Origin of the sequence: Rathayibacter sp. AY1E3 (genome assembly GCF_002932235.1) — a bacterium.
GTDB lineage: Bacteria > Actinomycetota > Actinomycetes > Actinomycetales > Microbacteriaceae > Rathayibacter.
The window spans coordinates 273,011-296,663 of record NZ_PSVN01000001.1; the positions used below are offsets into that span (position 1 = coordinate 273,011).

Sequence of the window (23,653 nt, forward strand, 5' to 3'; positions counted from 1 at the left end):
ATGCGCATGGACACGACGGGAGCTGTCCGCGACATGCCCGCCCCTCCCGGGGTGGACGAGATCGCGGCTCGCTTCGGCGATCCCGTCCTCGCGTTCGCGCCCCAGCCGAGGCTGGAGGAGTTCGCCGCGGCGCAGACGATGGCGCTCGGCCGCTTCGTCGAGATCTCGCTCTCGTACTCGTTCTACAAGAACCCGCGCAACCGCGCCGACCCCGTCAACCACGTCCCGCTGACCCCCGAGCAGAAGCGCGCGATCGAGCGCGCCGAGAACGACCACCTGCCGCCGTGGATGGTCGACCAGGTGACGCGGATGCGGTACCCGGTGCTCTGGGAGGCGGTCCGCACCTCCGTGCCGATCCCCGCCGAGCGCAGCCGGCCCCTGGAGTCCCGCCTCGCGGCCCACATGGGCGACGTGCTCCGCAACACCTTCCCGGGTCGCGTGCGCAGCCGCCGCGGCGGGATGCCGGTGGTCGCCGCCGCCCTCCGCGACGAGGACGTCGTGCGCGGCGTCCCGGTGATCGTGGACGGGGAGGCGCTGCGCGGCTACCGCGTGGACACCGACCCGGACGTGGTCGCGATCGGCGCCCGCGTCGACGGCCGCTACATGACGGTCGTGCTCGACCGGAAGATCGTGCCGGAGATCCGGATGGAGTTCGTCCGCCGCACCCCGCCGCGCCCGGCCTCGAGCCAGCCCCGGCGCTGACCGCCCGGCCGACCGCTCAGGGGCGCCCCGGTACCGCGATCCCGTGCTCGTAGGCGAACACGACCGCCTGGATCCGGTCGCGCACTCCGAGCTTCATCAGGATCTTCGAGACGTGCGTCTTCACGGTCGCCTCGCCCACGAACAGCTCGGCCGCGATCTCGGCGTTCGACCAGCCCCGCGCCAGGTGCACGAGCACCTCCCGCTCGCGGTCCGTCAGGTCGGCCACTCCGGAGTGCTCGGCCGCGGCCGGCGTGTGCTCAGGCACGGACGCGAACCGCTCGATCACGCGCCGGGTGACGTCGGGGGCGAGCATCGCGTCGCCGCGGGCGACCACCTGCACGGCCTCGACCAGCTCCTCCGGCGACGCGTTCTTGAGCAGGAACCCGCTGGCGCCGGCCGAGAGCGCCTCGAAGAGGTAGTCGTCGCGGTCGAAGGTGGTGAGGATGAGCACCCGCGAGCACAGGCGCGGGTCGGCCACGATCTCGCGGGTCGCGGCCAGGCCGTCGAGCCCGGGCATCTGCACGTCCATGCAGATCACGTCGGGGCGCAGCTCGGAGGCGCGCTGCAGGGCCTCGAGCCCGGTGCGGGCCTCGCCGACCACCTCGATCCCCGGCTCCGACTCGAGGATGATGCGGAAGCCCACGCGGACGAGCTCCTGGTCGTCGACGAGCAGCACGCGCACGTGCTCGGTCATGGGCGGCCCCCGCTCGCTCGCTCCTGACGCCCCCGCGACGTCTCCGACGACGGTACCGGGTCGTCGGCGTCCGGCACGCTCGCCCGGACGGGGGACAGCGGCACCCGGGCGTGCACGAGGTAGCCTCCGCCCCTCGGCCCCATCTCGATCCAGCCGCCGACCGCGGCCGCGCGCTCGCTCATGCCGGTGTGCCCCAGTCCGCAGGAGGCGGGAGCGCTCGGGTGCGGGCCGGACCCGCCGTCGTCGGCGATCTCGAGCTCGACCGCGTCGGGGGCGTAGCGGAGGCGCACCTCGGCGTGCGCGCCGCGCCCCGCGTGCTTGCGGACGTTCGTGAGCGACTCCTGCGCGATGCGGTAGAGGCTGAGCCCCACCGTCGCGGGGATCTCGCGGGGCGTGCCGAGGGTGAGGAAGACGGTGGGCAGGCCCGACCCGCTGGACGCCGCGACCAGCTCCTCGAGCTGGGCCACCCCGCGGGTGGACGCGGCGTCGGTGAGCGGATTCGGGACCGCGTCCTCGGCGCGCAGCGCGACCAGGATGCGGTGCAGCTCCTCGATCGCCGAGCGCGCGTCGCCCTCGATGGCGCTGAGCGATGCCGCCGCCCGCTCCGGATCCCGCGCCAGCACCCGCCGCGCCGCTCCCGCCTGCACGCCCATCACGCTGACGTGGTGCGCGACCACGTCGTGCAGCTCGCGCGCGATCCGCAGCCGCTCGGAGGACACGGCCTGCCGCGAGGAGCGCTCCCGCTCGTCGTCGAGCTCGGCCGTGCGCGTCTCGAGCGCCTCCAGCCGGCGGGCCGACTGCCACGACGCCTCGCCGAAGACGTAGGCGCTGCCGAAGTAGAGCAGGTTCGACACGACCGCGAGGGCCGACTCCGCCGCGTAGGGCGAGAGCAGGCCGGGGGAGTCGTCGACCGGCACGGAGCTGCCGAAGTACTCGCCCGTGGCGAGGGTGGTGAGCAGCCAGCCCAGCATCCCGACCGCGATCGCCACTCGGACGACGAGCGCCGTGCGCCGGTTCCGGCCCCACGCGCCGACCGTGTAGAGCGCGAGGAACAGGCAGATCTGGCCGAAGAGCGACTCCGGCACCTGGAGCACGATCCCGAGCGCGTAGACGACGGAGAGCCCGGCCGCCACGCTCGCGGGGAACCGGCGGCGCAGCGCGAGGGGAAGGGTCATCAGGACGGCCCAGTGGGCGCTGACGACGGGGTGCGCCGCGTCCGGGAAGCCCGCCGAGGAGTACAGCGCGACGGAGACGATCGTCGCCACCAGCAGGATCCCCGCGGTGACCGCATCGCGCACGTATCCGGCCCGGCTCGGCGCTCGCCGGATCCAGCCCGCGCCGAGCGGGTCCGCGGCTCCGTCACCTGAGGGCATGCGCCCCACGCTAACCGACGCCGGTCGGACGGGGCCCCGGGAGGCGGAGGAGCGCACCCCGCCACCTCCCGGGCGCGACGTCAGTCCCGGCCGGTGATGCCCCGGGTCGAGGCGATGACGTCGCCCATCTTCTTCCCGAGGGCCTCGTAGAACATCGACAGCGGGAACTCGTCGTCCAGCACCGCGTCGGTGAGCCCGCGCGGGGCGCCGAGCAGCACCTCGTCCGGGAGCCCGCGGGCCCAGGCGGAGGCGGGGTGCGGAGTGAGAGTGGCCGCGATCAGCTCGTGCGCGGCCAGCCAGTGCGCCGTCTTCGGCCGGTCGATCGATCGCCAGTAGAGCTCGTCGATGGCGTCCGAGAGGGCGACGACCACGTCGGCGACGCCGTCCCACTCGAACGCCAGCCGGGTGTCGGTCCAGTGCAGGACGCCGTGCTGGTGCAGCCAGGCGAAGAGCAGCTGGCCGCCGAGGCCGTCGTAGTTGCGCACCCGCGACCCGGTGAGCGGGAAGCGGAAGAGCCGGTCGAACAGGATCGCGTACTGCACGAAGCGCGAGCGCTCGGCCAGCGCCTCCTCCTCGTCGTCGCGGCGGTCGAGCGCGCCGAGGCGGCGCTCGATGGCGACGGCCTCGCGGAAGGCGGTGAGATCGCACCGCAGCTCCTCCAGCGAGTAGAGGAAGAAGGGCATCCGCTGCTTGATCATGAACGGGTCGAACGGCAGGTCGCCGCGCATGTGAGTGCGGTCGTGGATGAGGTCCCACATCACGAAGGACTCCTCCGCCAGGCGCTGGTCGGCCAGCAGGCGCTGCGCGTCCTCCGGGAGCTCGAGACGGGTGATCCGGGCCGCCTCCGTGACGACGCGGCGGAACCGGGCCGCCTCGCGGTCGGCGAAGATCGCGCCCCAGGTGAAGGACGGGACGGAGCGCATCGCGACCGTCTCGGGGAACAGCACGGCGCTGTCGGTGTCGTAGCCGGCGGTGAAGTCGACGAAGCGCACGGGCACGAAGAGGGCGTTGGAGTAGTCGCCCGCCTCCAGCTCGGCGACGAACCGCGGCCAGACGACCTCGACGAGGACGGCCTCGACGTGGCGGTCGCGGCTGCCGTTCTGGGTGTACATGGGGAAGACGACGAGGTGGCGGCGGCCGTCGACGCGCTCGAGCTGCGGCTGGAACGCGGTGAGCGAGTCGAGGAAGTCGGGCAGGCCGAGGCCGCCGGCGCTCCAGCGCTCGAGGTCGACGACCAGCGCGTCGAGATACGCGGCGTCGTGCGGGAACGCGGGGGCGAGGGTGCGGACGCCGGCGACGATCCGCTCGACGAGGGTGCGCGCCTCCTCGAGCCGCTCGGGATCGGCGAGCGAGCCGTCCTGGGACTGGAGCGGCTGCAGCCCGGCGGCGGCCGCCTTCAGGTCGAGCCAGGCGGCGAACTCCTCCACGCGGTCCTCGACGACCTCGGGTTCTCCGACGACGGTGCTCTGCACGGCTTGCGACATGGTGATCCTCCTCACGCTGGTGATACGGGGCTGCAGGAGCGGAACGCGCTCCGACTCCGAGCGTATGGGCTCGTGCGCGCGCTTTTCTTGCGTCTCGGCGGAGCGAAGCGGCGATCTCGCGGGGGCGGGCGCACGTCTCCGCCGCCCCTCGGAGGCCCCGCGGTCAGCGGTTGCCCAGGCGTTGTGCAGGTGCCGCCCCCCGTCCGGGGCTAGATTCCTCACCGCTTCCGTTTCCCTCCCCTCATCGGGTCGAAGATGGGGCGACACCGTGTCCGCATCCCGAGTGCGGAGACATCCGATCGGACAGGCGCGCCGAACACCCTGGCGGCGCGCTCGATCGGCGAGCCATCCTGAGAGAGAGGATCGGAGCGCGTGACGGGACCCGAACCCGGAAGCGACCAGAGAACAGCCAGCATCGACCACCACCCCGAGAACCTCCGCCTGCTCCCCTGGCCGCAGGCGGACGCCTCCGTCCTGCGCGACACCCTCGCGCACGCGGGCGGCGGCCTCGAGAGCGAGAGCGAGATCCTCGTGCGCCACGACCGCTACCTGCGCGGTTGGGCGGACGGCGACGCGTTCTTCTACGTGGTCGAGCTGGACGGACTCTCCGTCGGCTCCATCGGCTATTGGTACGGCTGCTCGCGCGGCGTCGTCGCCTACGAGGCGGCGTGGAGCATCGCTCCGCACGCCCGCGGCATCACCGCGGACTCCGTGCGGATGCTGCTCGAGGAGGCGGCGGCGTTCCCCGTGCCCCGCTTCGTGCACGCCTTCGTGGCGGAGAGCGACCTGGACGCGGGCGCGACCTGCGTCGAGGCCGGCTTCGACCGGATCGACCTCGTCGAGCAGGGCGAGCCGTCGGAGCTCTACGTGGACTGGGCGTTCGACCTGGCCGCCGTGGCCTGATCAGATCTCGTGGCGCTCCAGCCACGGCCGCAGCACCGCGAGGAACTCCTCGGGGTGCTCGAGGCCGGGCAGGTGCGCCGCGTCCTCGAGCACGTGCAGCTCGGCACCGCCCACCTCGGCGGCGAGGTGCTCGCAGACCGGCAGCGACTCGGAGAGGTCGTGCGCGCCCGCCACGACGAGGGTCGGCACGGCGATCTCCCCGAGCCGCTCGCCCGCCGGCCCGGAGGGATCGATCGGGCGGGGGGCCTCCGCCTCGTGGCCGACGCCCGTGAGCGCGAGCTCCCGGACCCGCGCGAGGAACTCCGGAGCCACGTCGTCCGCGGAGCGGTCGGGACCCACGGCCCAGAGCTCCGCCTCGACGATCGCCGCGGCCTCCCGCTCGCCCGCGAGCTCCAGCGCCTCGACCTCCCCGAAGCGCCGCTCCTCCTCCGCCGTCAGCGCGGGGTAGTCGAAGCCCGCCAGGCCCGGCGCGATCACGACCAGGCCGGTCACCCGCTCCGGATGCTCGAGCGCCAGGTCGAGCGCGAGCGTCCCGCCCCGCGAGCAGCCGACGACCACCGCGCGCTCGACCCCGAGGTGGTCGAGCACGTCCAGGGCGTCCCGGCGCGGGTCGTACTCCACGTCCTCCGTGCTCGTTCCGCCCGCGCCGCGGACGTCGTAGCGGACCACCAGCCGGTCGCGCGAGAGGTCGGGGACGAGCGGGTCCCACATCCGCAGGTCGGCGATGCCCGCGTGCACGAGCAGCAGGGCGGGCGCGGAGGCGTGGCCGTCCGCCTCCCAGTAGAGGCTCGCGCCGGGGACCTCGAGATGCGGCATGCCGCACACCGTAGGCGCGTCCCGCCGGCGCTGCAACGCCCGGCCACTGCCTAGGGTGGAGGCGCGACAGCGGACGGGCCGCGGCGGGGAGGCGGCGGCGTGGAGGGCGTGCTCACCGGCTTCTCGATCATCGGGGTCGTCATCGCGGTCGGCTACCTGATCGCGCGGTTCCGGATCGTCCCGCCCGAGAGCCGGCTGATCCTGTCGCGGATCGCCTTCTTCGTCACGACGCCGGCGCTGCTGTTCACCGTGCTGTCGCGGGCCGACGTCTCCGTCCTCTTCTCCTCGTTCCTGCTCGTCTCGCTCCTGACGGTGCTGACCGTCGCCCTGCTCTACGTGCTGGCCTCGCGGCTGCTCTTCCCTCGCCCGCTGCCGGAGACGGTGATCGGGACCGCGGCCTCCTCCTACGTCAACGCCAACAACATCGGGCTGCCGGTCGCCATCTACGTGCTGGGCGATCCGCAGTGGGTGGCCCCGACGCTCCTCCTGCAGCTGATCGTCCTCGCGCCGACGATCCTGACGCTGCTCGACGTCTCGACGAGCGGGCGGACCTCGGTCGGCGCGATCCTCACGCAGCCGCTGCGGAATCCGATGATCATCGCCTCCGCCCTCGGCCTCGTCGTCGCCCTCACCGGCGTCGAGCTGCCCGCGCCCGTGCTGCAGCCGTTCTCGATCATCGGCAACGCGTCGATCCCGCTGGTGTTGATCGCCTTCGGGATGTCGCTGCGCGGGCAGCGGCCGCTGGAGGCGGGGCCGGCGCGGGTCGAGGTGGTCGTCGCCTCCGTGCTCAAGTCGCTGGTGATGCCGGCGGTCGCGCTGCTGCTGGGGCGCTTCGCGTTCCACCTCGACTCCGAGCACCTCTTCGTGGTGACGGTGACCGCCGCGCTGCCGACCGCGCAGAACATCTTCACCTTCGCCTCGCGCTACGACCGGGGCATCGCCGTCGCCCGCGACACGGCCCTCGTGACCACGGTCGCCGCGGTGCCCGTGCTCATCGGGGTGTCCCTCCTGCTGGGCTGAGCGGAGCAGCATCCCCGCCTCCCGCTCGGTCCCGGCGGAGGCGCCGGACGGCCCGCGCATCCGCGTCGCGTGTCCCTCGTCCTGGGACGGGGCCGGTGGCGCGGGCCCGGTCGCACTCCGCCGACCGTCGCTTAGGCTCTCTCGAATGAGCACCACCACGTCCGCCGACCGCTCCGCCCGCGGCAGGCCGCGCCGCCGTCGCGGCCTCTGGATCACGCTGATCGTCCTCCTGGTCCTGCTGATCGGCGCCGTCGTCGCGGTGCTCCTCGGCGTGCGCACCTACGACAAGGCGATGACCGTCCGCGACAAGCTGACCGAGGCGATCCCGCTGGTGTCGCAGGTGACGGACAGGCTGACGACGTTCGACACCTCCGGTGCGGAGGAGACCGCGGGCCGGATCGCGACCCTCACCGGCGAGGCGCGCGACGAGACCGAGGACCCGGTGTGGCGGGTGATGGAGGTGGTGCCCGTCCTCGGGCCGAACCTGTCCGCGGTCCGCGCCGCGACCGAGATCGCCGACGACATCTCCGGCCGGATCGTCACGCCGCTCTCCACGACCTCGCTCGACATCCTCAAGCCCGTCGACGGCAGGGTCGACCTCGCGGCGATCACCGAGCTGTCGCAGAAGATCACCGTCGCCAAGGAGGTCGTCGACGCGGCGCAGACCCGCGTCGAGGGCATCGACCGCGGCGCGCTGGTGCCGCAGGTCGCCTCCGCGCTCGACTCCTTCACTCCGCAGCTGGCCACCGCCACCGCGGCGATGGAGCAGGTCGAGCCGCTCACCGCGATCCTCCCCGACTCCCTCGGAGCCTCCGGCCCGCGCCACTACCTGGTGATGTTCCAGAACCTGGCGGAGTCGCAGGCTCTGGGCGGCGGCGCGTCGTCGGTGATGCAGCTCGACGTCGACGGCGGCGCGATCTCGATCGGCCGTCAGCTGGGCAGCGGCGACTTCCGCGGTCTGGCGCCCGTCACCGTCGACCAGAGCGCGCTCGACACCATCGGCGAGAACATGGCGACGACCTTCAACGTCTCGACCAGCCGCCCCGACTTCCCGACGGCCGCCTCGATCGCCTCCCAGTTCTGGGCGCAGAAGTTCCCCGAGCAGAGGATCGACGGCGTCCTCGCGATCGATCCCGTCGCCCTCTCCTACCTCCTCGGCTCGACCGGGCCGGTGACCCTCACCGACGGCACGGTCCTCACGAGCGAGAACACCGTCTCGACCCTGCTCAACGAGGTCTACTTCCGCTACCCGGAGTCGGTCGTGGCCGAGCGCACCGACGAGTTCTTCTCGGAGGCGAGCGCGACGGTCCTGGGCAAGATCCTCGGCGGGGAGATGGAGCCGACGAAGATGCTCCCGGCGATCGTGAAGGCGGTCGACGAGAGCCGCATCCTCGCCTACAGCTCCGACGCCGACGAGCAGGCGCTCCTCGCGCCCACGCCGATCGCGGGGGTCCTGCCGCAGACGACGACCGACGGCACGACCACCGGAGTGTTCTTCCAGGACGCCTCGGGCGGCTCGAAGATGGACTACTACCTGAGCACGGCGGTCACGCAGTCGAGCGCGGGCCGGTGCGCCGCCTCGGGCGCGGTCTTCACCACCTCCGTCACCGTGACCAACACGATCTCGAAGGCGGTCGCTCGGACACTGCCCGGCTACGTCGCCGCGGCCGGCGGGCGCGGTGCGTACCCCCTGGGCGACTTCGTCACCAACATCTACGTCTACGGCCCTCCCGGGACCACGGTGTCGAGCGCGGCCTGGGCCGACGGCACCGGCTACGGACCCGAGAGCCTCGACGACCTCGGCCGTCCCGTCTCGAAGGTCGCGGTGCAGCTCTCGCCCGGCCAGTCCGAGACGTTCGACGTGCAGTTCAGCGCCGGCGACGCCGCCGGCTTCGGCGACCAGACCGTGCGGGTGACCCCGATGATCAACCCCACCGCGGTCACGCTGAACGACGAGCCCGCCTGCGGCTGACCGCGCGATCGCGCCCCGAGCACGCCGACCGCTGACGCGCCCCCGGGTCGGTGCTGGACCAGCGCCGACCGCTCCGACCGCTGACGCGCCCCCCCGGGTAAGTGCTAGACCAGCGCCGAACCGGGGATCGAGCTCGTCACGAGCGAGGAGGCGAGGAACGCGGTGGCGATGCAGAGCACGAACCCGATGACCGGCACGAGGAACGCGCGACGGCCCACGAGGTAGCGCACGACCGTCACGGCCACGGCGATCAGCGTCAGCGCGGGCGGCCCGATCAGCGCGATCGAGACGCCCCAGTCGATCCGGTCGAAGTCGCAGGCGAAGTTCTGGCCCTCGCACTGCGCGGGGAAGACCGAGAGGATCGCGGCGAGGTAGCCGAGCACGATCGTGAGCAGGCCGAGGGCGAGGCAGCCGAGGATCGAGAGCACGAGGTCCCAGCGGCGTCGGCGCGGCTTCCCGGCGGCGATGATCTCGCCCACCGAGCGGTAGGCGTCGGACCGGAACTCGTCGTGCGCGGCTCCGGGGCGGGCGGTCGCGGGGCGGGCGGTCGCAGGGCGCGCCGTCGCGGGTCGGGCGGCGGGGCGGGAGGCGCCGGCCGAGGCGGCCTCGGCCCGCGCGCGCTTCTTCTTCGACGAGGCCATGCTCAGAAGATCATCGGGCGGTCGTCGTCGAGGGTCGTCTCGAGGTCGAGGTCGACCACCACCGGGACGTGGTCGCTCGGGGCGTCGCCCTTGCGCTCGTCGCGGTGGATCGAGGCGCCGGTGACGAGCTCGCCGAACGCGGGGGAGCCGAGCACGAAGTCGATCCTCAGCCCCTCGTTGCGCGGGAAGCGGAGCTGCTTGTAGTCCCAGTAGGTGTAGCCCTCGGGCACGAGCGGGCGGACGACGTCGCGCAGGCCCGCGTCCTCGAAGGCGGCGAAGGCGGCGCGCTCGGGGATCGAGACGTGCGTGGATCCGGGGCCGAGGCTCGGGTCGCCCACGTCGCTGTCGAGCGGCGCGACGTTCCAGTCGCCGACCAGAGCGAGCGGCAGGTCGGGCTCGGCGGCCAGCCACTCGCGGGTGCTCGCCTCGAGGGCTGCGAGCCACTCGAGCTTGTAGAGGTAGTGCGGGTCGTCGACCGCGCGGCCGTTCGGGACGTAGAGGCTCCAGACGCGCACGCCGTCGACCGTGGCGCCGATCGCGCGGGCCTCGAGCGGGAAGGAGCCGTCGGCCGCCGCCTCCTTCGCGAAGCCGGGCATGCCCGGGAAGCCGATCTGCACGTCGTCCATCGGCAGGCGCGAGGCGATGCCGACGCCGTTCCACTGGCTGAGCCCGACCATCTCGACGTGGTAGCCGGCGTCGGCGAAGGCCTCGTGCGGGAACTGCTCGGGCTTGCACTTGAGCTCCTGCATGGCGAGGACGTCCACGTCCTCGCGCACGAGCCAGTCGACGACGCGGCCGGTGCGGGCCCGGATGGAGTTCACGTTCCAGGTGGCGATGCGCATCCTGGAAGTGTAGGAGCCGCCGCCGACACGTCTCCTGCGCGTCCTCCGCGCGTCCCGGCGGCCGCGGGCCGGGGGAGTCATCCCCTCGGCGGATTGCGGAACCAGTGTCGGTGGTCGATGGTTGTCTAGCGCCGTCCCGACCGGCCGTTCGTCGCGCCGTCCGGACGCCGCCGTCGCCCGCGCCGTGCGGGCCCGACGGGCTCCCCGGCGCTCCGCGCTCCCCAGCCCGGTCCCCTCCCCTCCCGCTCCTGCTCCGCCCCTCCGGAGGACCCATGATCCTGCTCCGCCTCGCCTCCGCCTATGCGAAGCCCTACGCGCGCTGGGCGGCCGCCGTCGTCGTGCTGCAGCTCGTCGCGACGCTCGCCGCGCTCTACCTGCCGAGCCTCAACGCCGAGATCATCGACCAGGGCATCGGCCGCGGCGACACCGACTTCATCTGGGGAACCGGCATGACCATGCTCGGCGTCTGCGTCGTGCAGGTCGCCGCGGCGATCGGAGCCGTGTACTTCGGCGCCCGCACCGCCATGTCCGTCGGCCGCGACCTGCGCCGCGACGTCTACCGCCGCGTCGACTCGCTCAGCGGGCTCGAGGTCGGCGGCTTCGGCACGGCCACCCTGATCACCCGCGGCACGAACGACGTGCAGCAGGTGCAGATGCTCGTGCTGATGACCCTCAACTTCATGGTCTCCGCGCCGATCATGTGCGTCGGCGGCATCGTCTTCGCCCTGCGCGAGGACGCCGGCCTCTCCTGGCTGGTCTGGGTGTCGGTGCCGCTGCTGTTCGTCGTGGTCGGCTTCCTGGTGTTCCTGCTGCTGCCGCTGTTCCGCCTCATGCAGGACCGGATCGACGGGATCAACAGCGTGCTCCGCGAGCAGATCACGGGCATCCGCGTGGTGCGCGCCTTCGTGCGCGAGCCGTTCGAGTCCGAGCGGTACCGCAAGGCCAACGCGGCGATCACCGAGGTGTCGATCAAGGTCGGCAACATCTTCGTGCTGATGTTCCCCGCGATCATGATGATCCTGCACCTGGCCACCGCGGCCGTGCTGTGGTTCGGCGGGCAGCGGGTCGACGCCGGTCAGATGCAGGTGGGCTCGCTCACCGCGTTCCTGCAGTACCTCCTCCAGATCCTCACCGCCGTGATGATGGGCGTCTTCATGGTGATGATGATCCCGCGCGCGGTCGTCTGCGCCGAGCGGATCCAGCAGGTGCTCGACGCCCGCACCAGCCTCACCACGCCCCAGGGCGGAGTCCCGACGCCCGCGCGCGGCCGCGTCGAGTTCTCCGGGGTCGTCTTCGGCTACCCGGGGGCCGAGCGCCCCGTGCTCTCGGGCATCGACATCGTCGCGGAGCCGGGCCGCACCACGGCCGTCGTCGGCTCCACCGGCGCTGGCAAGACCACCCTGCTCGGCCTCGTGCCGCGCCTGTTCGACCCGCAGGAGGGCACCGTCACGATCGACGGCGTGCCCGTCTCCTCCCTCGACCGGGCGCAGCTCGCCGAGGTGATCGGGCTCGTGCCCCAGCGCCCCTACCTCTTCTCGGGGACGATCGCCTCGAACCTGCGCTTCGGCCGCCCCGACGCGACGGACGCCGAGCTGTGGGAGGCGCTGCGCATCGCCCAGGGCGAGGACTTCGTGCGGAGCAAGGAGCACGGGCTCGACGAGCCGGTCTCGCAGGGCGGCACCAACGTCTCCGGCGGGCAGCGCCAGCGGCTCTGCATCGCGCGCGCCCTCGTCGCGAAGCCGCGGGTCTACCTGTTCGACGACTCGTTCTCGGCGCTCGACGTCGCGACCGATGCGCGGCTGCGGGAGTCGCTGGCCGACGCCACCACCGACGCGACCGTGATCATCGTGGCCCAGCGGGTGTCGACCATCCGCCACGCCGACCAGATCGTCGTGCTCGATGCGGGCCGCGTCGTCGGCCGCGGCACGCACGACGAGCTCCTCGAGACGAACGCGACCTACCGCGAGATCGTCGAATCCCAGCTGAGCGTCGAAGGAGTGTCCTGAGATGGCGCGCACACGCGACACCACCGCCCCCGAGGAGACGACGTCCCCCGAGCCCGAGTTCGAGCCCGGCGAGGGCGACGGCGGCATGTTCGGGGACGGGCCGCCCGCCCGCAAGGCGCAGAACTTCTGGCCCTCGGCCAAGCGCCTCTTCTCGCTGCTCGGCCCCGAGCGCGCCCGGATGGTCCTCGTGGTCGCCCTGGTCTCGCTGTCGGTCGTCCTCACCGTCATCGCGCCCAAGATCCTCGGGCAGGCGATGGACACGATCTTCAACGGCGTGATCGGCTCGCAGCTCCCCGCCGGCGTCCCGCTCGAGCAGATCATCGAGCAGCAGCGCGCCTCGGGCAACGGCACCTTCGCCGACATGCTGGCCAAGACCGACATCGTGCCCGGCGCGGGCATCGACTTCGTGGTCCTCGGCCGCCTGATCATCATCGTGCTGCTGATGTACGTCGTCGCGTCGGTGCTCATGTGGGCGCAGGGCTACATCCTCAACGGCCTCGTGATGCGGGTGGTCTTCGACCTCCGCCAGGACATCGAGGCCAAGCTCAACCGCCTCCCGTTGCGCTTCTTCGACACCCGGCAGCGCGGCGACGTGATGTCGCGCGTCACGAACGACGTCGACAACATCCAGACGGCGCTGCAGCAGGCCTTCTCGCAGCTGGTGCAGTCGGTGCTCACCATCATCGGCATCGCCGCGATGATGTTCATCGTCTCGTGGCAGCTCGCGCTGATCGCGCTGATCTCGATCCCGCTCTCGGGCGTGATCGCGGGCGTGATCGGCGCCCGCTCCCAGAAGCTCTTCGCCGCCCAATGGAAGAACACGGGCGCGCTCAACGGCCACATCGAGGAGACCTTCTCCGGGCTCGAGATCGTCCGCGCCTTCGGCCGCGACCGCGAGATGCTCGAGGAGTTCGACCGCCGCAACGACAGCCTCTACACCGCCTCGTTCGGCGCCCAGTTCGTCTCGGGCATGATCATGCCCGCGATGACCTTCGTCTCCTACCTCTCCTACGTGCTCATCGCCGTGGTCGGCGGCCTGCGGGTCGCCTCCGGTCAGCTGACGCTCGGCGACGCGACCGCGTTCATCCAGTACTCGCGCGAGTTCACCCAGCCGGTGACCCAGCTGGCGAGCATGGCGAACATGCTGCAGTCCGGCGTCGCCTCGGCCGAGCGCACGTTCGAGCTGCTCGACGCCGAGGAGCAGGAGCCGGAGACGGCGACCGCGTCGCTCCCGCAGCGCACCGACGGCCACGTGGAGTTCGAGGGCGTCTCGTTCTCGTACGACCCGGAGCAGCCGCTGATCGAGGACCTGACCTTCTCGGCGCAGCCCGGGCAGACGGTCGCCATCGTCGGTCCGACCGGCGCCGGCAAGACCACGCTGGTCAACCTGGTCATGCGCTTCTACGAGCTCACCGGAGGGCGCATCCTGCTCGACGGCGTCGACATCACGAGCCTCGCGCGCGGCGATCTGCGCTCGCGCGTGGGCATGGTGCTGCAGGACGCGTGGCTCTTCCAGGGCACCATCCGCGAGAACATCCGCTACGGGCGCCTGGACGCGACCGACGAGGAGATCGTCGACGCGGCGAAGGCCACCATGGTCGACCGCTTCGTGCGCCAGCTGCCCGACGGCTACGACACGGTGCTGGACGCCGACGGCGGCAGCGTCTCGGCGGGCGAGAGGCAGCTGATCACGATCGCGCGCGCGTTCCTCGCGAACCCGTCGCTGCTGATCCTCGACGAGGCCACCTCCTCGGTCGACACCCGCACGGAGCTGCTCGTGCAGCACGCGATGAACGCGCTGCGCACCGACCGGACCTCGTTCGTCATCGCGCACCGGCTCTCCACGATCCGCGACGCCGACACCATCCTGGTGATGGAGTCGGGCCGGATCGTCGAGCAGGGCGCGCACGAGGCGCTGCTGAAGCAGCGCGGCGCCTACTACGAGCTGTACATGACCCAGTTCCGCGGAGGAGGGGACAAGGCGGGCGAGCACGCCGCAGCGGGCGCGCTCCCGAGCGGGGGAGGGGTCGCCCCGTAGAGTAGGCGCGTGACCGACGCACGCCAGCAGCTCATCGAGTACATCGGCTCCGACGCCGTCTTCCACGGGGACTTCACCCTCACGAGCGGCAAGAAGGCGTCGTACTACGTCGACCTGCGCCGCGTGAGCCTCGACCACCGCGTCGCGCCGCTGATCGGGCAGGTCATGCTCGACCTCATCGCGCCCATCGAGCGCGTCGACGCCGTCGGCGGCCTCACCATGGGAGCCGACCCGATCGCCGCCGCGATCCTCCATCAGGGCGCCGCCCGCGGTCTCGCCTACGACGCGTTCGTCGTGCGCAAGGAGCCCAAGGACCACGGCCGCGGCCGGCAGGTCGAGGGCCCCGACCTCGAGGGCAAGCGCGTCGTCGTCGTCGAGGACACGTCCACCACCGGCGGCTCGCCGCTGAAGGCGATCGAGGCCCTGCTGCAGGTCGGCGCCGAGATCGCAGGAGTCGCCGTCGTCGTCGACCGCGCGACCGGTGCCCGCGAGATCATCGAGGACGCCGGCTACCCGTACTTCGCCGCGATCGGTCTGGCCGACCTCGGCCTGAGCTGATGGTCGACGAGGGGGGACGCGGCGGGGGCCCGGGAGGCGGCGAGCACCCGGAGCCGGAGGGCCGCGAGCCCGAGCTTGCCGGATCGGAGACCTCCGAGCCGGAGCGTGCCGAGCCGGAGCGTGCCGAGCCGGAGCGACCCGAGCCGGAGCGTCCCGTCGGCAGCAGCGAGTGGCTGCTCCAGCAGCTCAGCGGCGGCCGCCTGAAGAGCATCTTCGACTCGCCCCGCCCCGTCCCTCCCGTGGAGGAGTCGCGCGCGGAGCGGACGTCCGGTCCTGCTGAGCCCGCAGCCGACGAGGCCCACGCGTCAGCGGAGGAGCGGAGCGTTGCGAGCGAGTCGGCCTCCTCCGCCGACGCGGCCGGACCGTCCTCGGGCGACTCCGACTCCGACGCTGCGCCGCGCCGTGCCCCTGCCGCTCCGGTCGGCCTGTGGCCGGGGGAGCCCGTGCTGAGTGTGACGCCCGCCGCCGAGGAGGACGGCGGCGACCTCCCGAACCCCGCGGACGACTCCGCTCGGGTGGAGGAGCAGGACGCCGACGCCGACCGCGGAACGGTCGCGGAGCCGGAGCGCTCCTCCGGCCGCGACGGCGTCCCCGCCGAGGGACGGAGCTCTCCGGGCGACGACACGGGAGCCCGCGCCATGGGAGCGCCCGAGACGGGTGCCCGTGAGGCGAGTGCCAGCGAGACGGGTGCCCGCGAGACCGGTGCCGGTGGGACGCCTGCCCGCGACACGAGTGCCTCCGACGCGGACGTGTCCGACGAGGACGCCTTCGACGCGTTCTTCGCTCCCCTCCGCGACGACGATGCCGACGGCTCCGGCTCCGGCTCCGACGCCTCCGCCGTTGCCGGCCGCACCGAGGTGCACCGCCGCGGGGCGGACTCCGTGCGCCCGGTCCTGCCGCACACCGACCCTCCCGCCGACCTGCCGACCGCCCCCGCCGGACTGCGCAGTGCCCACCGGCCGGACAACGAGCCCGATGCCGGATCCTCGACCGACGTCGACCCGGCGGGCCGCTCCGGCGTCCCCTCCCCCGCCGACGGACGCCCGGTCGGCGCCACCCCGCCGACTCCGCGCGAGCCGACTCCGCCCGCCGTCTACGAGTGGCCCGACCCGCGCGGGGACTGGGACCAGCCGCCCGTCTGGGAGCAGGTCGTCGCTCCGCATGACGAGCCCGACGAGGACGGCGGCGACGAGGAGCTGTGGCGCGACACCGCCGGCGCCTACTCGTGGAACCTCGAGCCGGCCGCCGAGCCCGCCGACCGCGCCGAGCCCGCGCCCTTCCGTACCGCTCCCGCGGCCGCCCACGTCAACGCCGCTCCGCCGCGGAAGCGCCGCTCCGCCCGGTCCCGACCCGAGAGCCGCGAACGCGACTCGGCGCCCGCTGCAGCGCCCGCGTGGCGCACGCTCAGCCGACGCCGGCTCCTGATCGGCCTGATCGCGGCGGGTGCGGTGATCCTCCTCGCCGGGCTCTTCGCGATCGGCATCGCCGTCGGGAGCGCCGGCGGCCGAGCAGAGCCGCAGGCCGTCCCGGTCGTCAGCGAGACGCCCACGGCGGAGCCGACCCCCTCGCCCACGCCGACCGCGACCCTCCCGACCGTCGGACCGCTGCCCGTCGGCACCTGGGCCTGGAGCGCGCTCCTCGGCGGCGAGTGCGTCGAGCCCTTCGACTCCGTCTGGGCGGAGGAGTTCACCGTCGTGGACTGCGCGGGGGCCCACTCCGCCCAGCTCGTCTCCACCGCGGAGCTGACCGACGCGGCGTTCCCCGGCCAGGACGCCCTGGCCGTCACCGTCTCCTCGCTCTGCCAGGCGCAGGGCGTCGTGGACGTCGCCGCGGCCGAGACCTACGGCGACGTGCAGGTCGCCGGTGCGTTCCCCGTCACCCAGGAGCAGTGGGACGCGGGCGAGCGCAGCTACTACTGCTTCGTCGACCGGGCGGGCGGCGGCGAGCTGACCGGCTCCCTCGCCGGCACCCCCGCGGCCTGACGCGCGCCGTCGCTCGGGCCTCGGAGGATGCCGCCGGGCACCGGCCCGGTGCACCCGGCCGAGCCGCGGAGCGCCCAGTAGGATCGCTCGTCGTGCAGGAGAACGAGGCGACCCCCGCGACCGGACCCACCGCCTCCGTGGAGCTCACCACGAACGGCGTCGGCCCCTGGCAGGGCGAGCGGCCCGAGGACGACCGCCTCGACCCGGAGCTGCTGGAGCGCGGCGACGCGCGCAACGTGGTCGACCGCTTCCGCTACTGGCGGATGGACGCGATCGTCGCGGAGCTCGACCGCACGCGGCACCCGTTCCACGTCGCGATCGAGAACTGGCAGCACGACATGAACATCGGCTCGATCGTCCGCAGCGCCAACGCGTTCGGCGCGGAGGGCGTCCACATCGTCGGCCGGCGGCGGTGGAACAAGCGCGGCGCGATGGTCACCGACCGCTACCAGCACGTCCAGCACCACGAGACGGTGGCCGACCTCGTGCAGTGGGCCGCGGAGGCGGACGTGCCCCTCCTCGCCGTCGACAACGTCCCCGGCTGCGTTCCGCTCGAGACCTACCGGCTCCCCGAGCGCTGCCTCCTGCTGTTCGGGCAGGAGGGACCCGGCCTCTCGGAGGAGGCGATCGCCGCCTCGGAGGCCGTGCTCGAGATCTCGCAGTTCGGCTCGACCCGGTCGATCAACGCCTCGGCGGCGGCAGCCGTCGCGATGCACGCCTGGGTGCTGCAGCACGTCCGCTTCTGACCCCCGCGAGCCGCGGTGCCGTGTCAGGAACCGGCGCCCGACCCACTGCCGGGCCGCCGGGACTCAGACCGCCGAATCCGGCGGGAACTCCGACTCCAGCGGCTCCGACGACAGGAGCTCGTGCACCCCGCTCAGCACCTCGTCCGGGCGGAACGGATAGCGCTCGATCTCGGCCTCGTCGCTGATCCCCGTCAGCACCAGCACGGTGTGCAGGCCCGCCTCGATGCCCGCGACGATGTCGGTGTCCATCCGGTCGCCGATCATCCCGGTGTTCTCGCTGTGCGCGCCGATCTTGTTCATCGCCGAGCGGAACATCATCGGGTTCGGCTTGCCGACGACGTACGGATCCTTGCCCGTCGCCTTCGTGATGAGCGCCGCGATAGCTCCCGTCGCCGGGAGCACGCCCTCGGCGCTCGGCCCCGTCGCATCGGGATTGGTGACGATGAAGCGCGCACCCGCGACGATCAGGCGGATCGCCTTCGTGATCGCCTCGAAGCTGTAGTTGCGGGTCTCGCCCACGACCACGTAGTCCGGCGCCGTCTCCGTCATGATGAAGCCCGCCTCGTGCAGCGCGGTGGTGATCCCCGCCTCGCCGATCACGAACGCGCTCCCGCCCGGCTTCTGCGACGCGCAGAAGTCCGCCGTCGCCAGAGCGCTCGTCCAGATCCGCTCCTCCGGCACGTGCAGCCCCGACCCGCGCAGCCGCGCCGCCAGATCCCGCGGCGTGAAGATCGAGTTGTTCGTCAGCACCAGGAACGGCGTGCCCGAATCGGTCCACTCCTGGATCAGCTCGGGCGCGCCGGGGAGCGCCTTGTTCTCGTGCACCAGCACGCCGTCCATGTCCGTGAGCCAGGCCTCGACTTCACTGCGGTTCGTCGCCATGGGTCGATGCTATCGGCGGCACCCCCGCGCACGACGGCGACGACCGGCGAACCGCCCGGCTCCCTCCGCTGATGCCCCTGTGGAGGGACGACCGCCGTGCGCCGGACGGCCGGACCCCGGACCCGCACAGCCGCGAGCGGGATAGCCTGGGAGGCATGAGTGGCGAGAACCTGCTGGGCCCCGAACCGACCCTCCTCCCCGACGAGCCCGCGGTCACCGCGGCCCTCGCGAAGCACGCGAACCCGGGAGCCGTCGAATTCGCCGCCCTCGCCGCCGCCCACCCGCGCTCCCCGCTGGCCTGGGCACTGCTCGCCGACAGCGTCTGGGGCATCGACGCGGCCCTCCCCTCCTACGCCTACGCCCGCGTCGGCTACCACCGCGGCCTCGACCTCCTCCGCGGAGCCGGCTGGCGCGGCCAGGGCCCCATCCCCTGGCGTCACGGACCCAACCGCGGATTCCTGCTCTCCCTCTACGCCCTCCGCCGCGCCGCCGACTCGATCGGCGAGACCGAGGAGGTCACCCGCCTCACCCAGTTCCTCCAGCAGGCCGACCCGATCGCCATCGACGAGATCGAGCGCTATCACGAGGACGCGCTTCCCCCCACTGCCGCCATCGTCATCCTCGGCAACGACTAGGCGGCGCCGGGGACGCGGTCCCGGGGGCGTCGGGCTCGGAGGCCGGCCCGGAGGGCTTGAGGCGGAGTCGCGATCCCGTCCACCCGCAGTCCTGCGCATCGTCTCCTGTCGGCGTGCCACCCGCCGGCGAGGATCCGGCGGAAGCCCGACCGCTCAGGTCCTCCTCGTCCCTTCCCCTGGGTAGTGTTCGCTCCTGTGACGCTCTTCTCGGACCTCCCCGTCCTTCCCGTCCTCAGGCGCGTACGCGAGCGCGATCGCCTCGCGTCCGCGGAGGCGGGCTGCTGGGCGTGACACGGTCGGCCGGGGAGGCTCCGGTGAGCCGGTGGCGCCTGCGGGTCGCCGGGACCACGGCGGTCCTCGCCTTTCTGCTCCTGCTCGTCTGCGCCGATCCCTTCGGATCGGACTCCTCGCGGCAGTTCGTCCGGATCGCCCGCTCCCATGATCCGACTGGTCTCGTCCACGCCCTGGGTGGAGAAGGGATCGCAGTCTGCGCTCTCGCCTCACCGGCTGCAGCGGCGGCAGCCGCGCTGGTGGCGGCGAGCAGCCGTCGACCCTTCGTCCCCGCACTCGGAGTGCTCGCGCTGCTCGAGGGGGCGTCGACCGTCGAGATGATCGTCACTCCGCCGTCGGTCGGTGGCGTGCTGTACGGCCTCCTCTCGGTTCTCGCGGGCACGGCGGTCGGGGCGCTGGTCGGCACGATCCTCCGACGAGTCGTCCCGAATCGATCCGCCGCACGCTCACTGCGGATTCTCTGGCGCACGTGGCTCGCCGTCCTCCTCGCCGTCGCACTGCTCGCCGCGGTGGCGGTGCCCCTCTTCGTCCGCCCAGTTCTCGATCCCGTGGGGGGAGCCGATGCGCTCGTGGTGCTGGGTCCTGCTACTGATCGCAGGGTCGGCCGTGCGCTCGCTCTGCTCGAGGAGCACCGGGATGTCACCCTCGTGCTCTCGACTCCGCGCCTGGAGAACGGTTCGTTCGCCCGAGCCGAATGCGATGCCGGCGAGGAGGTCAGAGTCGTCTGCTTCACTCCCTCCCCGTTCACTACGGGCGGTGAGATCTCCGAGCTGAACACGCTCTCCTCGGAGTACGACTGGACCTCGGTGGCACTGATGACCTCCACTCCGCATGTGACCCGGGTCCGCACGATCGCGTCTCGCTGCCTGCGCACACCGTTCTCGGTCGGCTCGGTCGACGAGCCGCGGCGGGTGAGCGAGTGGACTCTGGCGGTGGTCTACCAGGTGCTGGCGTTCGGCAAGCTGCTGATCCTGCAATCCTGTGAGAGCGGCCGCTCGTGAAGAAGGATCCGCCCCTTGGGCCCCCCTTCTAGGGGCGGAACCATGGATCCGCGTCGTCGTTCCAGGAAAACGACAGAGTCTCCTCTGCTTCCCTCCGCGGTCGGGGGGTGCGGCCGTCGACAGCCGATGGCGGGATGATCCGAGCATGAGGAGATGACGACGACTCTCGAAACAGGACCCGGATCCCGCCGCACGTTCCTCCGCTACGGAGGGGCCGCGGCCGCGGCCGTCGTCGTCGCTGCACCCGCCGCGGAAGCCGCGGACGAGACTATACCTGCGACCCGCGTCAACGGAATCCACAACTACCTCGAATTTGCCGGGACCACTGACGAGGACAAGCTCCGCGCCGCGATCGACTATTTCGTCGCCGCTCGCCAAGAGGTCACGTTGACGATCTCGAAGAGCTTCAAGATCACGCGCACCCTCGTGATCGACTCCTCGTACATCTCGCTCGAGTTCACCTGCGGTCCGCTGAATGCGACCGCCATCACCAGCGGTCCTGCTCTCACGGTGATCGGCAGTGCCACGTCCGGCTACCCCAACAACAGGGCGGCGATCACCGGACTCCGTCTGCTGGGGCCGGGAGCGTCCGCGACGGCCAGCACCGGAATCCTGTTCAACACCGACAGCACGACTGCCGCCACCACGCGCGGGCTCGGACTCTGGGGCCTGGAGATCTCGGGCTTCGGGACCGGCGTGTCCTTCGAGAACGATGCGTTCCTGATCAGCTTCTACAACTTCCACATCTTCCGCTGCAGGACGGCCGTTTCCATGCCCGCAGGCAGAGTCAACTACGGCGAGAACATCAAGTTCATCGGCGGTGGTATCGGCACCAGCACCCTCGGCGTCTACAACGCCAACCCGAACGGCGAGCTGCACTTCGTCTCGACGTCGATCGACTTCTGCGTGCAGGCCGTGAAGGTCGACGCGGGTCGGGTGATCCTGCACCAGCCGCATATCGAGATCAACGAGAGCGGCGCGAACTCCACGCTCTCGCAGTTCGTCACCGGGTCGAGTACAGCTGCGCAGATCTCGATCTCAGGCGGACACCTCTTCTTCCATCAGGTCCCGGTGGCCAACTACCTCTTCGAGACCATTGCAGGAGGGTGGGGCGGCGGAATCCAGGTCCATCAACTGTCGATGTTCAATACGCAGATGAAATCGGGATATCTCGCCGGTGGCACTGCGAAGGTCCGCATCAGCCAGCACGTCACCTCGGACGGGAACGGCAGCGGTTCGGGGCAGGGGTCGATTCTGCATTCGAAGGCGGCGAACAAGCTCGTCGACGGGAACTTCTCTCTCGCAGCGCCCGTCGACGCGTTCCTCAACGGCGCCGACGCGACGAGCCGCACCACCAGCCCGTCCATGACGCTGACCACCAGCGGCAACCAGCTGCTGATGACCCGAGTGGCCGGCGGTCCCGGTCCGGCGGTCTCCATCGACGTCCCCGTCACAGCGGGGCTGCTGTACGGCGTCGACTTCACCATCGCGGGATCCACGTCGACGGGCACGATGTACGTGTCCGAATCCTTCGTCGCCGTGACCGGCGTGTCCTCGTCGGGGATCCCGATCGTCGCTCGGAGCAGCGCTCGCCCGGTGTCGAATCTCGACCTCGCCGGCGCGAACGCGCAGGCTCCCTTCCGCAAGACCTATCAGCAGACGACCTGGAACCGGGTCGCTCCTGCGTGGGCGACGCACTTCCGGCTGCGGTTCACCTTCGGATCGGTGACAGCAGGAGTGACTCGCTTCTCGGAGATCGTCATCACCGAACTCTGACGGGGGCGGCGGGTGACGGACCTCGAGAAACCCGACTGGTAGCGTCAGACCATCCCTCGCCGGCCGAGGTCGTCCGCTCCGTCGCCGAAGCGGGCGTGTCGCGGTCCGATCACAGGCCGTGGTGCCCTCTCCCAGGTCGTCTCGTGGTGCCCGGGGCGGTCCGCCGAAGAGACAAACGAAGGAGAAGCACGCGAATGATCCGGGCGCTCTTCTCCGTGAAGGACTTCTCCGGCTCGAGCAACCCCTACATCGAGCTGCTCGTCGGTTCGTTCCCGGCGTCGGTGGAACCGGTCGCGTTCACCTGGCGACGTGCCCTTCTCGGGCGCTACGACGTCTTCCACGTGCACTGGCCGGAGTACCTCTTCCGTGCCCCGCGCGGCCCGCGCCGCTGGCTGAAGTCCGCCCTCGCCTTCGGGCTCATCGCCCGGCTGATCGCGTCGGGGACGCCGGTCGTCGTGACGATGCACAACCTCCGACCGCACGAATCGGGCAGTGCCGTCGAGACTCTCCTCGCGCGCTGGCTGGACCGGCTCACGGACGTCCGCATCTATCTGAACGAGTCCGACGAGAACGACCTGGACCGGGGAGTCGTCGTCCTGCACGGCGCCTATCCGGAGGCGGCCTCTGTCCCGGGCCCCCGTGAAGCGGGTCGGCGCATCCTGTTCTTCGGGCAGATCCGGCCCTACAAGGGACTCGAGGAGCTGATCGCGGCCTTCAGCGCACTCACCGACGGCGAACTCGTCATCGCCGGCGCGGCCGCTGTCCCCGAGTACGCCGACGAGGTGCGCAGAGCGGTCGGAGCCGACGGTCGCGTCCACCTGCGGCTCGGCCACATCGACGACGCCGAGCTGGACGAGCTCCTGGCAGGCGCGGACCTCGTCACCCTGCCGTACAAGTACCTCTACAACTCCGGAGCCGCGCTGCTCGCCCTCGGCGCGCGGAAGACGATCCTGGTCCCGGCGACCGGATCGACGCGGGCCCTCGCCGCGGAGGTCGGGAGCGGCTGGGTGGAGCTGTTCGACGGCCCCGTGTCGCCGGCAGCGTTGGAGGCGGGCCTCGAGCGAGCGCGCCGGCACGGAGAGAGGGAGCGACCCGACCTGTCCAAGCGCGAGCGTTCCCTCGTGGGAGCGCTGCACGGCGCCGTGTACGAGGCGCTCGTCGCTGCAGGCCGAGGTCGAGGACGAGGCGGGAAGGGGAGGAGAGCGGCGACGCTCGCTCGCCTCCGCGCAGACCCCCGCTTCCTCCGGCATTCCGAGCTGAATCGATGAACGAGCCGCAGGGAGTCGAATGA

General features: G+C 71.9%; 20 protein-coding genes. 13 read left to right on the plus strand and 7 right to left on the minus strand.

The genetic code is table 11. The annotated features are described in order from the left end of the window. Window positions 1–6: 6 nt before the first annotated feature. On the plus strand, window positions 7–702 hold the full coding sequence (locus C5C53_RS01355; protein WP_104239200.1) for a hypothetical protein: 696 nt from the start codon (window positions 7–9) through the stop codon (window positions 700–702). Window positions 703–718: 16 nt separating this feature from the next. On the opposite strand, the gene C5C53_RS01360 is transcribed toward C5C53_RS01355, so the two are convergent. From C5C53_RS01360 to C5C53_RS01370, 3 genes are all read right to left on the minus strand, one after another. Beyond that, window positions 719–1,396: a response regulator transcription factor gene (locus C5C53_RS01360; protein ID WP_104250690.1), complete on the minus strand. Its 678-nt coding sequence runs from the start codon at window positions 1,394–1,396 to the stop codon at window positions 719–721. Further along, window positions 1,393–2,769: a sensor histidine kinase gene (locus tag C5C53_RS01365; RefSeq protein WP_104266603.1), complete on the minus strand. Its 1,377-nt coding sequence runs from the start codon at window positions 2,767–2,769 to the stop codon at window positions 1,393–1,395. The genes C5C53_RS01360 and C5C53_RS01365 overlap by 4 nt, the downstream gene beginning before the upstream one ends. A gap of 80 nt (window positions 2,770–2,849) precedes the next feature. Continuing rightward, window positions 2,850–4,253, minus strand: coding sequence for a DUF6421 family protein (locus C5C53_RS01370; RefSeq protein WP_104266604.1), 1,404 nt, complete (start codon window positions 4,251–4,253; stop codon window positions 2,850–2,852). A 372-nt stretch (window positions 4,254–4,625) separates the two neighbouring features. Here C5C53_RS01370 and C5C53_RS01375 point away from each other — a divergent pair, with 372 nt between their 5' ends. After that, the gene (locus tag C5C53_RS01375; RefSeq protein ID WP_104266605.1) at window positions 4,626–5,156 is read left to right on the plus strand and encodes a hypothetical protein; all 531 of its coding nucleotides are present in this window, start codon (window positions 4,626–4,628) and stop codon (window positions 5,154–5,156) included. On the opposite strand, the gene C5C53_RS01380 is transcribed toward C5C53_RS01375, so the two are convergent. Next, complete coding sequence (locus C5C53_RS01380) at window positions 5,157–5,972, minus strand: alpha/beta fold hydrolase (protein ID WP_104266606.1); 816 nt, start codon at window positions 5,970–5,972, stop codon at window positions 5,157–5,159. It lies immediately after the preceding gene. A 99-nt stretch (window positions 5,973–6,071) separates the two neighbouring features. On the opposite strand from C5C53_RS01380, the gene C5C53_RS01385 reads away from it, so the two are divergent. Then, window positions 6,072–6,992: an AEC family transporter gene (locus C5C53_RS01385; RefSeq protein WP_104256593.1), complete on the plus strand. Its 921-nt coding sequence runs from the start codon at window positions 6,072–6,074 to the stop codon at window positions 6,990–6,992. Window positions 6,993–7,137: 145 nt separating this feature from the next. Further along, window positions 7,138–8,964 (plus strand): DUF4012 domain-containing protein, encoded by a 1,827-nt coding sequence (locus C5C53_RS01390; protein WP_104250685.1) that lies wholly within the window; start codon window positions 7,138–7,140, stop codon window positions 8,962–8,964. A 104-nt stretch (window positions 8,965–9,068) separates the two neighbouring features. Here C5C53_RS01390 and C5C53_RS01395 read toward each other — a convergent pair whose 3' ends face one another. Together C5C53_RS01395 and C5C53_RS01400 are read right to left on the minus strand one after the other, a co-directional pair. Further along, window positions 9,069–9,605, minus strand: a complete 537-nt coding sequence (locus C5C53_RS01395; RefSeq protein WP_104250684.1) for a hypothetical protein — start codon at window positions 9,603–9,605, stop codon at window positions 9,069–9,071. Between the two features lie 2 nt (window positions 9,606–9,607). Further along, window positions 9,608–10,447, minus strand: coding sequence for an exodeoxyribonuclease III (locus tag C5C53_RS01400; RefSeq protein ID WP_104225726.1), 840 nt, complete (start codon window positions 10,445–10,447; stop codon window positions 9,608–9,610). Between the two features lie 272 nt (window positions 10,448–10,719). Here C5C53_RS01400 and C5C53_RS01405 point away from each other — a divergent pair, with 272 nt between their 5' ends. From C5C53_RS01405 to C5C53_RS01425, 5 genes are all read left to right on the plus strand, one after another. Further along, complete coding sequence (locus C5C53_RS01405) at window positions 10,720–12,453, plus strand: ABC transporter ATP-binding protein (protein WP_104266607.1); 1,734 nt, start codon at window positions 10,720–10,722, stop codon at window positions 12,451–12,453. A gap of 1 nt (window position 12,454) precedes the next feature. Further along, the gene (locus C5C53_RS01410) at window positions 12,455–14,491 is read left to right on the plus strand and encodes an ABC transporter ATP-binding protein (protein WP_104266608.1); all 2,037 of its coding nucleotides are present in this window, start codon (window positions 12,455–12,457) and stop codon (window positions 14,489–14,491) included. Between the two features lie 9 nt (window positions 14,492–14,500). Next, window positions 14,501–15,049 carry an orotate phosphoribosyltransferase gene (gene pyrE, locus C5C53_RS01415; RefSeq protein WP_104266609.1) on the plus strand — a complete coding sequence of 183 codons (549 nt, stop codon included), beginning with the start codon at window positions 14,501–14,503 and terminating at the stop codon, window positions 15,047–15,049. Next, complete coding sequence (locus tag C5C53_RS17540) at window positions 15,049–17,031, plus strand: septum formation family protein (RefSeq protein WP_104266610.1); 1,983 nt, start codon at window positions 15,049–15,051, stop codon at window positions 17,029–17,031. Before pyrE ends, C5C53_RS17540 begins: the two co-directional genes overlap by 1 nt. Window positions 17,032–17,123: 92 nt before the next feature. After that, the gene (locus C5C53_RS01425) at window positions 17,124–17,777 is read left to right on the plus strand and encodes a TrmH family RNA methyltransferase (RefSeq protein WP_104250680.1); all 654 of its coding nucleotides are present in this window, start codon (window positions 17,124–17,126) and stop codon (window positions 17,775–17,777) included. 63 nt (window positions 17,778–17,840) lie between these two features. On the opposite strand, the gene C5C53_RS01430 is transcribed toward C5C53_RS01425, so the two are convergent. Then, on the minus strand, window positions 17,841–18,659 hold the full coding sequence (locus C5C53_RS01430; RefSeq protein ID WP_104225721.1) for an HAD-IIA family hydrolase: 819 nt from the start codon (window positions 18,657–18,659) through the stop codon (window positions 17,841–17,843). Window positions 18,660–18,814: 155 nt separating this feature from the next. Between C5C53_RS01430 and C5C53_RS01435 the strand changes: the two genes are divergently transcribed. The 4 genes from C5C53_RS01435 to C5C53_RS01450 all read left to right on the plus strand — a co-directional run bounded on the left by C5C53_RS01435 (window position 18,815) and on the right by C5C53_RS01450 (window position 23,630). Then, window positions 18,815–19,294 carry a DUF3151 domain-containing protein gene (locus C5C53_RS01435; RefSeq protein ID WP_104266611.1) on the plus strand — a complete coding sequence of 160 codons (480 nt, stop codon included), beginning with the start codon at window positions 18,815–18,817 and terminating at the stop codon, window positions 19,292–19,294. 314 nt (window positions 19,295–19,608) lie between these two features. Continuing rightward, the gene (locus C5C53_RS01440) at window positions 19,609–20,586 is read left to right on the plus strand and encodes an ElyC/SanA/YdcF family protein (protein ID WP_104222799.1); all 978 of its coding nucleotides are present in this window, start codon (window positions 19,609–19,611) and stop codon (window positions 20,584–20,586) included. Between the two features lie 153 nt (window positions 20,587–20,739). After that, window positions 20,740–22,362 (plus strand): twin-arginine translocation signal domain-containing protein, encoded by a 1,623-nt coding sequence (locus C5C53_RS01445; protein WP_104266612.1) that lies wholly within the window; start codon window positions 20,740–20,742, stop codon window positions 22,360–22,362. A 194-nt stretch (window positions 22,363–22,556) separates the two neighbouring features. Continuing rightward, window positions 22,557–23,630 carry a glycosyltransferase gene (locus C5C53_RS01450; RefSeq protein WP_104266613.1) on the plus strand — a complete coding sequence of 358 codons (1,074 nt, stop codon included), beginning with the start codon at window positions 22,557–22,559 and terminating at the stop codon, window positions 23,628–23,630. The last annotated feature ends 23 nt before the right edge of the window (window positions 23,631–23,653 follow it).

Bases quoted from the DNA above. Each gene is read 5' to 3' on its own strand.
- C5C53_RS01355 (WP_104239200.1), top strand. From the start codon at position 7: ATGGACACGACGGGAGCTGTCCGCGACATGCCCGCCCCTCCCGGGGTG.
- C5C53_RS01360 (WP_104250690.1), bottom strand. From the start codon at position 1,396: ATGACCGAGCACGTGCGCGTGCTGCTCGTCGACGACCAGGAGCTCGTC.
- C5C53_RS01365 (WP_104266603.1), bottom strand. From the start codon at position 2,769: ATGCCCTCAGGTGACGGAGCCGCGGACCCGCTCGGCGCGGGCTGGATC.
- C5C53_RS01370 (WP_104266604.1), bottom strand. From the start codon at position 4,253: ATGTCGCAAGCCGTGCAGAGCACCGTCGTCGGAGAACCCGAGGTCGTC.
- C5C53_RS01380 (WP_104266606.1), bottom strand. From the start codon at position 5,972: ATGCCGCATCTCGAGGTCCCCGGCGCGAGCCTCTACTGGGAGGCGGAC.
- C5C53_RS01390 (WP_104250685.1), top strand. From the start codon at position 7,138: ATGAGCACCACCACGTCCGCCGACCGCTCCGCCCGCGGCAGGCCGCGC.
- C5C53_RS01395 (WP_104250684.1), bottom strand. From the start codon at position 9,605: ATGGCCTCGTCGAAGAAGAAGCGCGCGCGGGCCGAGGCCGCCTCGGCC.
- C5C53_RS01400 (WP_104225726.1), bottom strand. From the start codon at position 10,447: ATGCGCATCGCCACCTGGAACGTGAACTCCATCCGGGCCCGCACCGGC.
- C5C53_RS01405 (WP_104266607.1), top strand. From the start codon at position 10,720: ATGATCCTGCTCCGCCTCGCCTCCGCCTATGCGAAGCCCTACGCGCGC.
- C5C53_RS01410 (WP_104266608.1), top strand. From the start codon at position 12,455: ATGGCGCGCACACGCGACACCACCGCCCCCGAGGAGACGACGTCCCCC.
- C5C53_RS17540 (WP_104266610.1), top strand. From the start codon at position 15,049: ATGGTCGACGAGGGGGGACGCGGCGGGGGCCCGGGAGGCGGCGAGCAC.
- C5C53_RS01430 (WP_104225721.1), bottom strand. From the start codon at position 18,659: ATGGCGACGAACCGCAGTGAAGTCGAGGCCTGGCTCACGGACATGGAC.
- C5C53_RS01435 (WP_104266611.1), top strand. From the start codon at position 18,815: ATGAGTGGCGAGAACCTGCTGGGCCCCGAACCGACCCTCCTCCCCGAC.
- C5C53_RS01445 (WP_104266612.1), top strand. From the start codon at position 20,740: ATGACGACGACTCTCGAAACAGGACCCGGATCCCGCCGCACGTTCCTC.
- C5C53_RS01450 (WP_104266613.1), top strand. From the start codon at position 22,557: ATGATCCGGGCGCTCTTCTCCGTGAAGGACTTCTCCGGCTCGAGCAAC.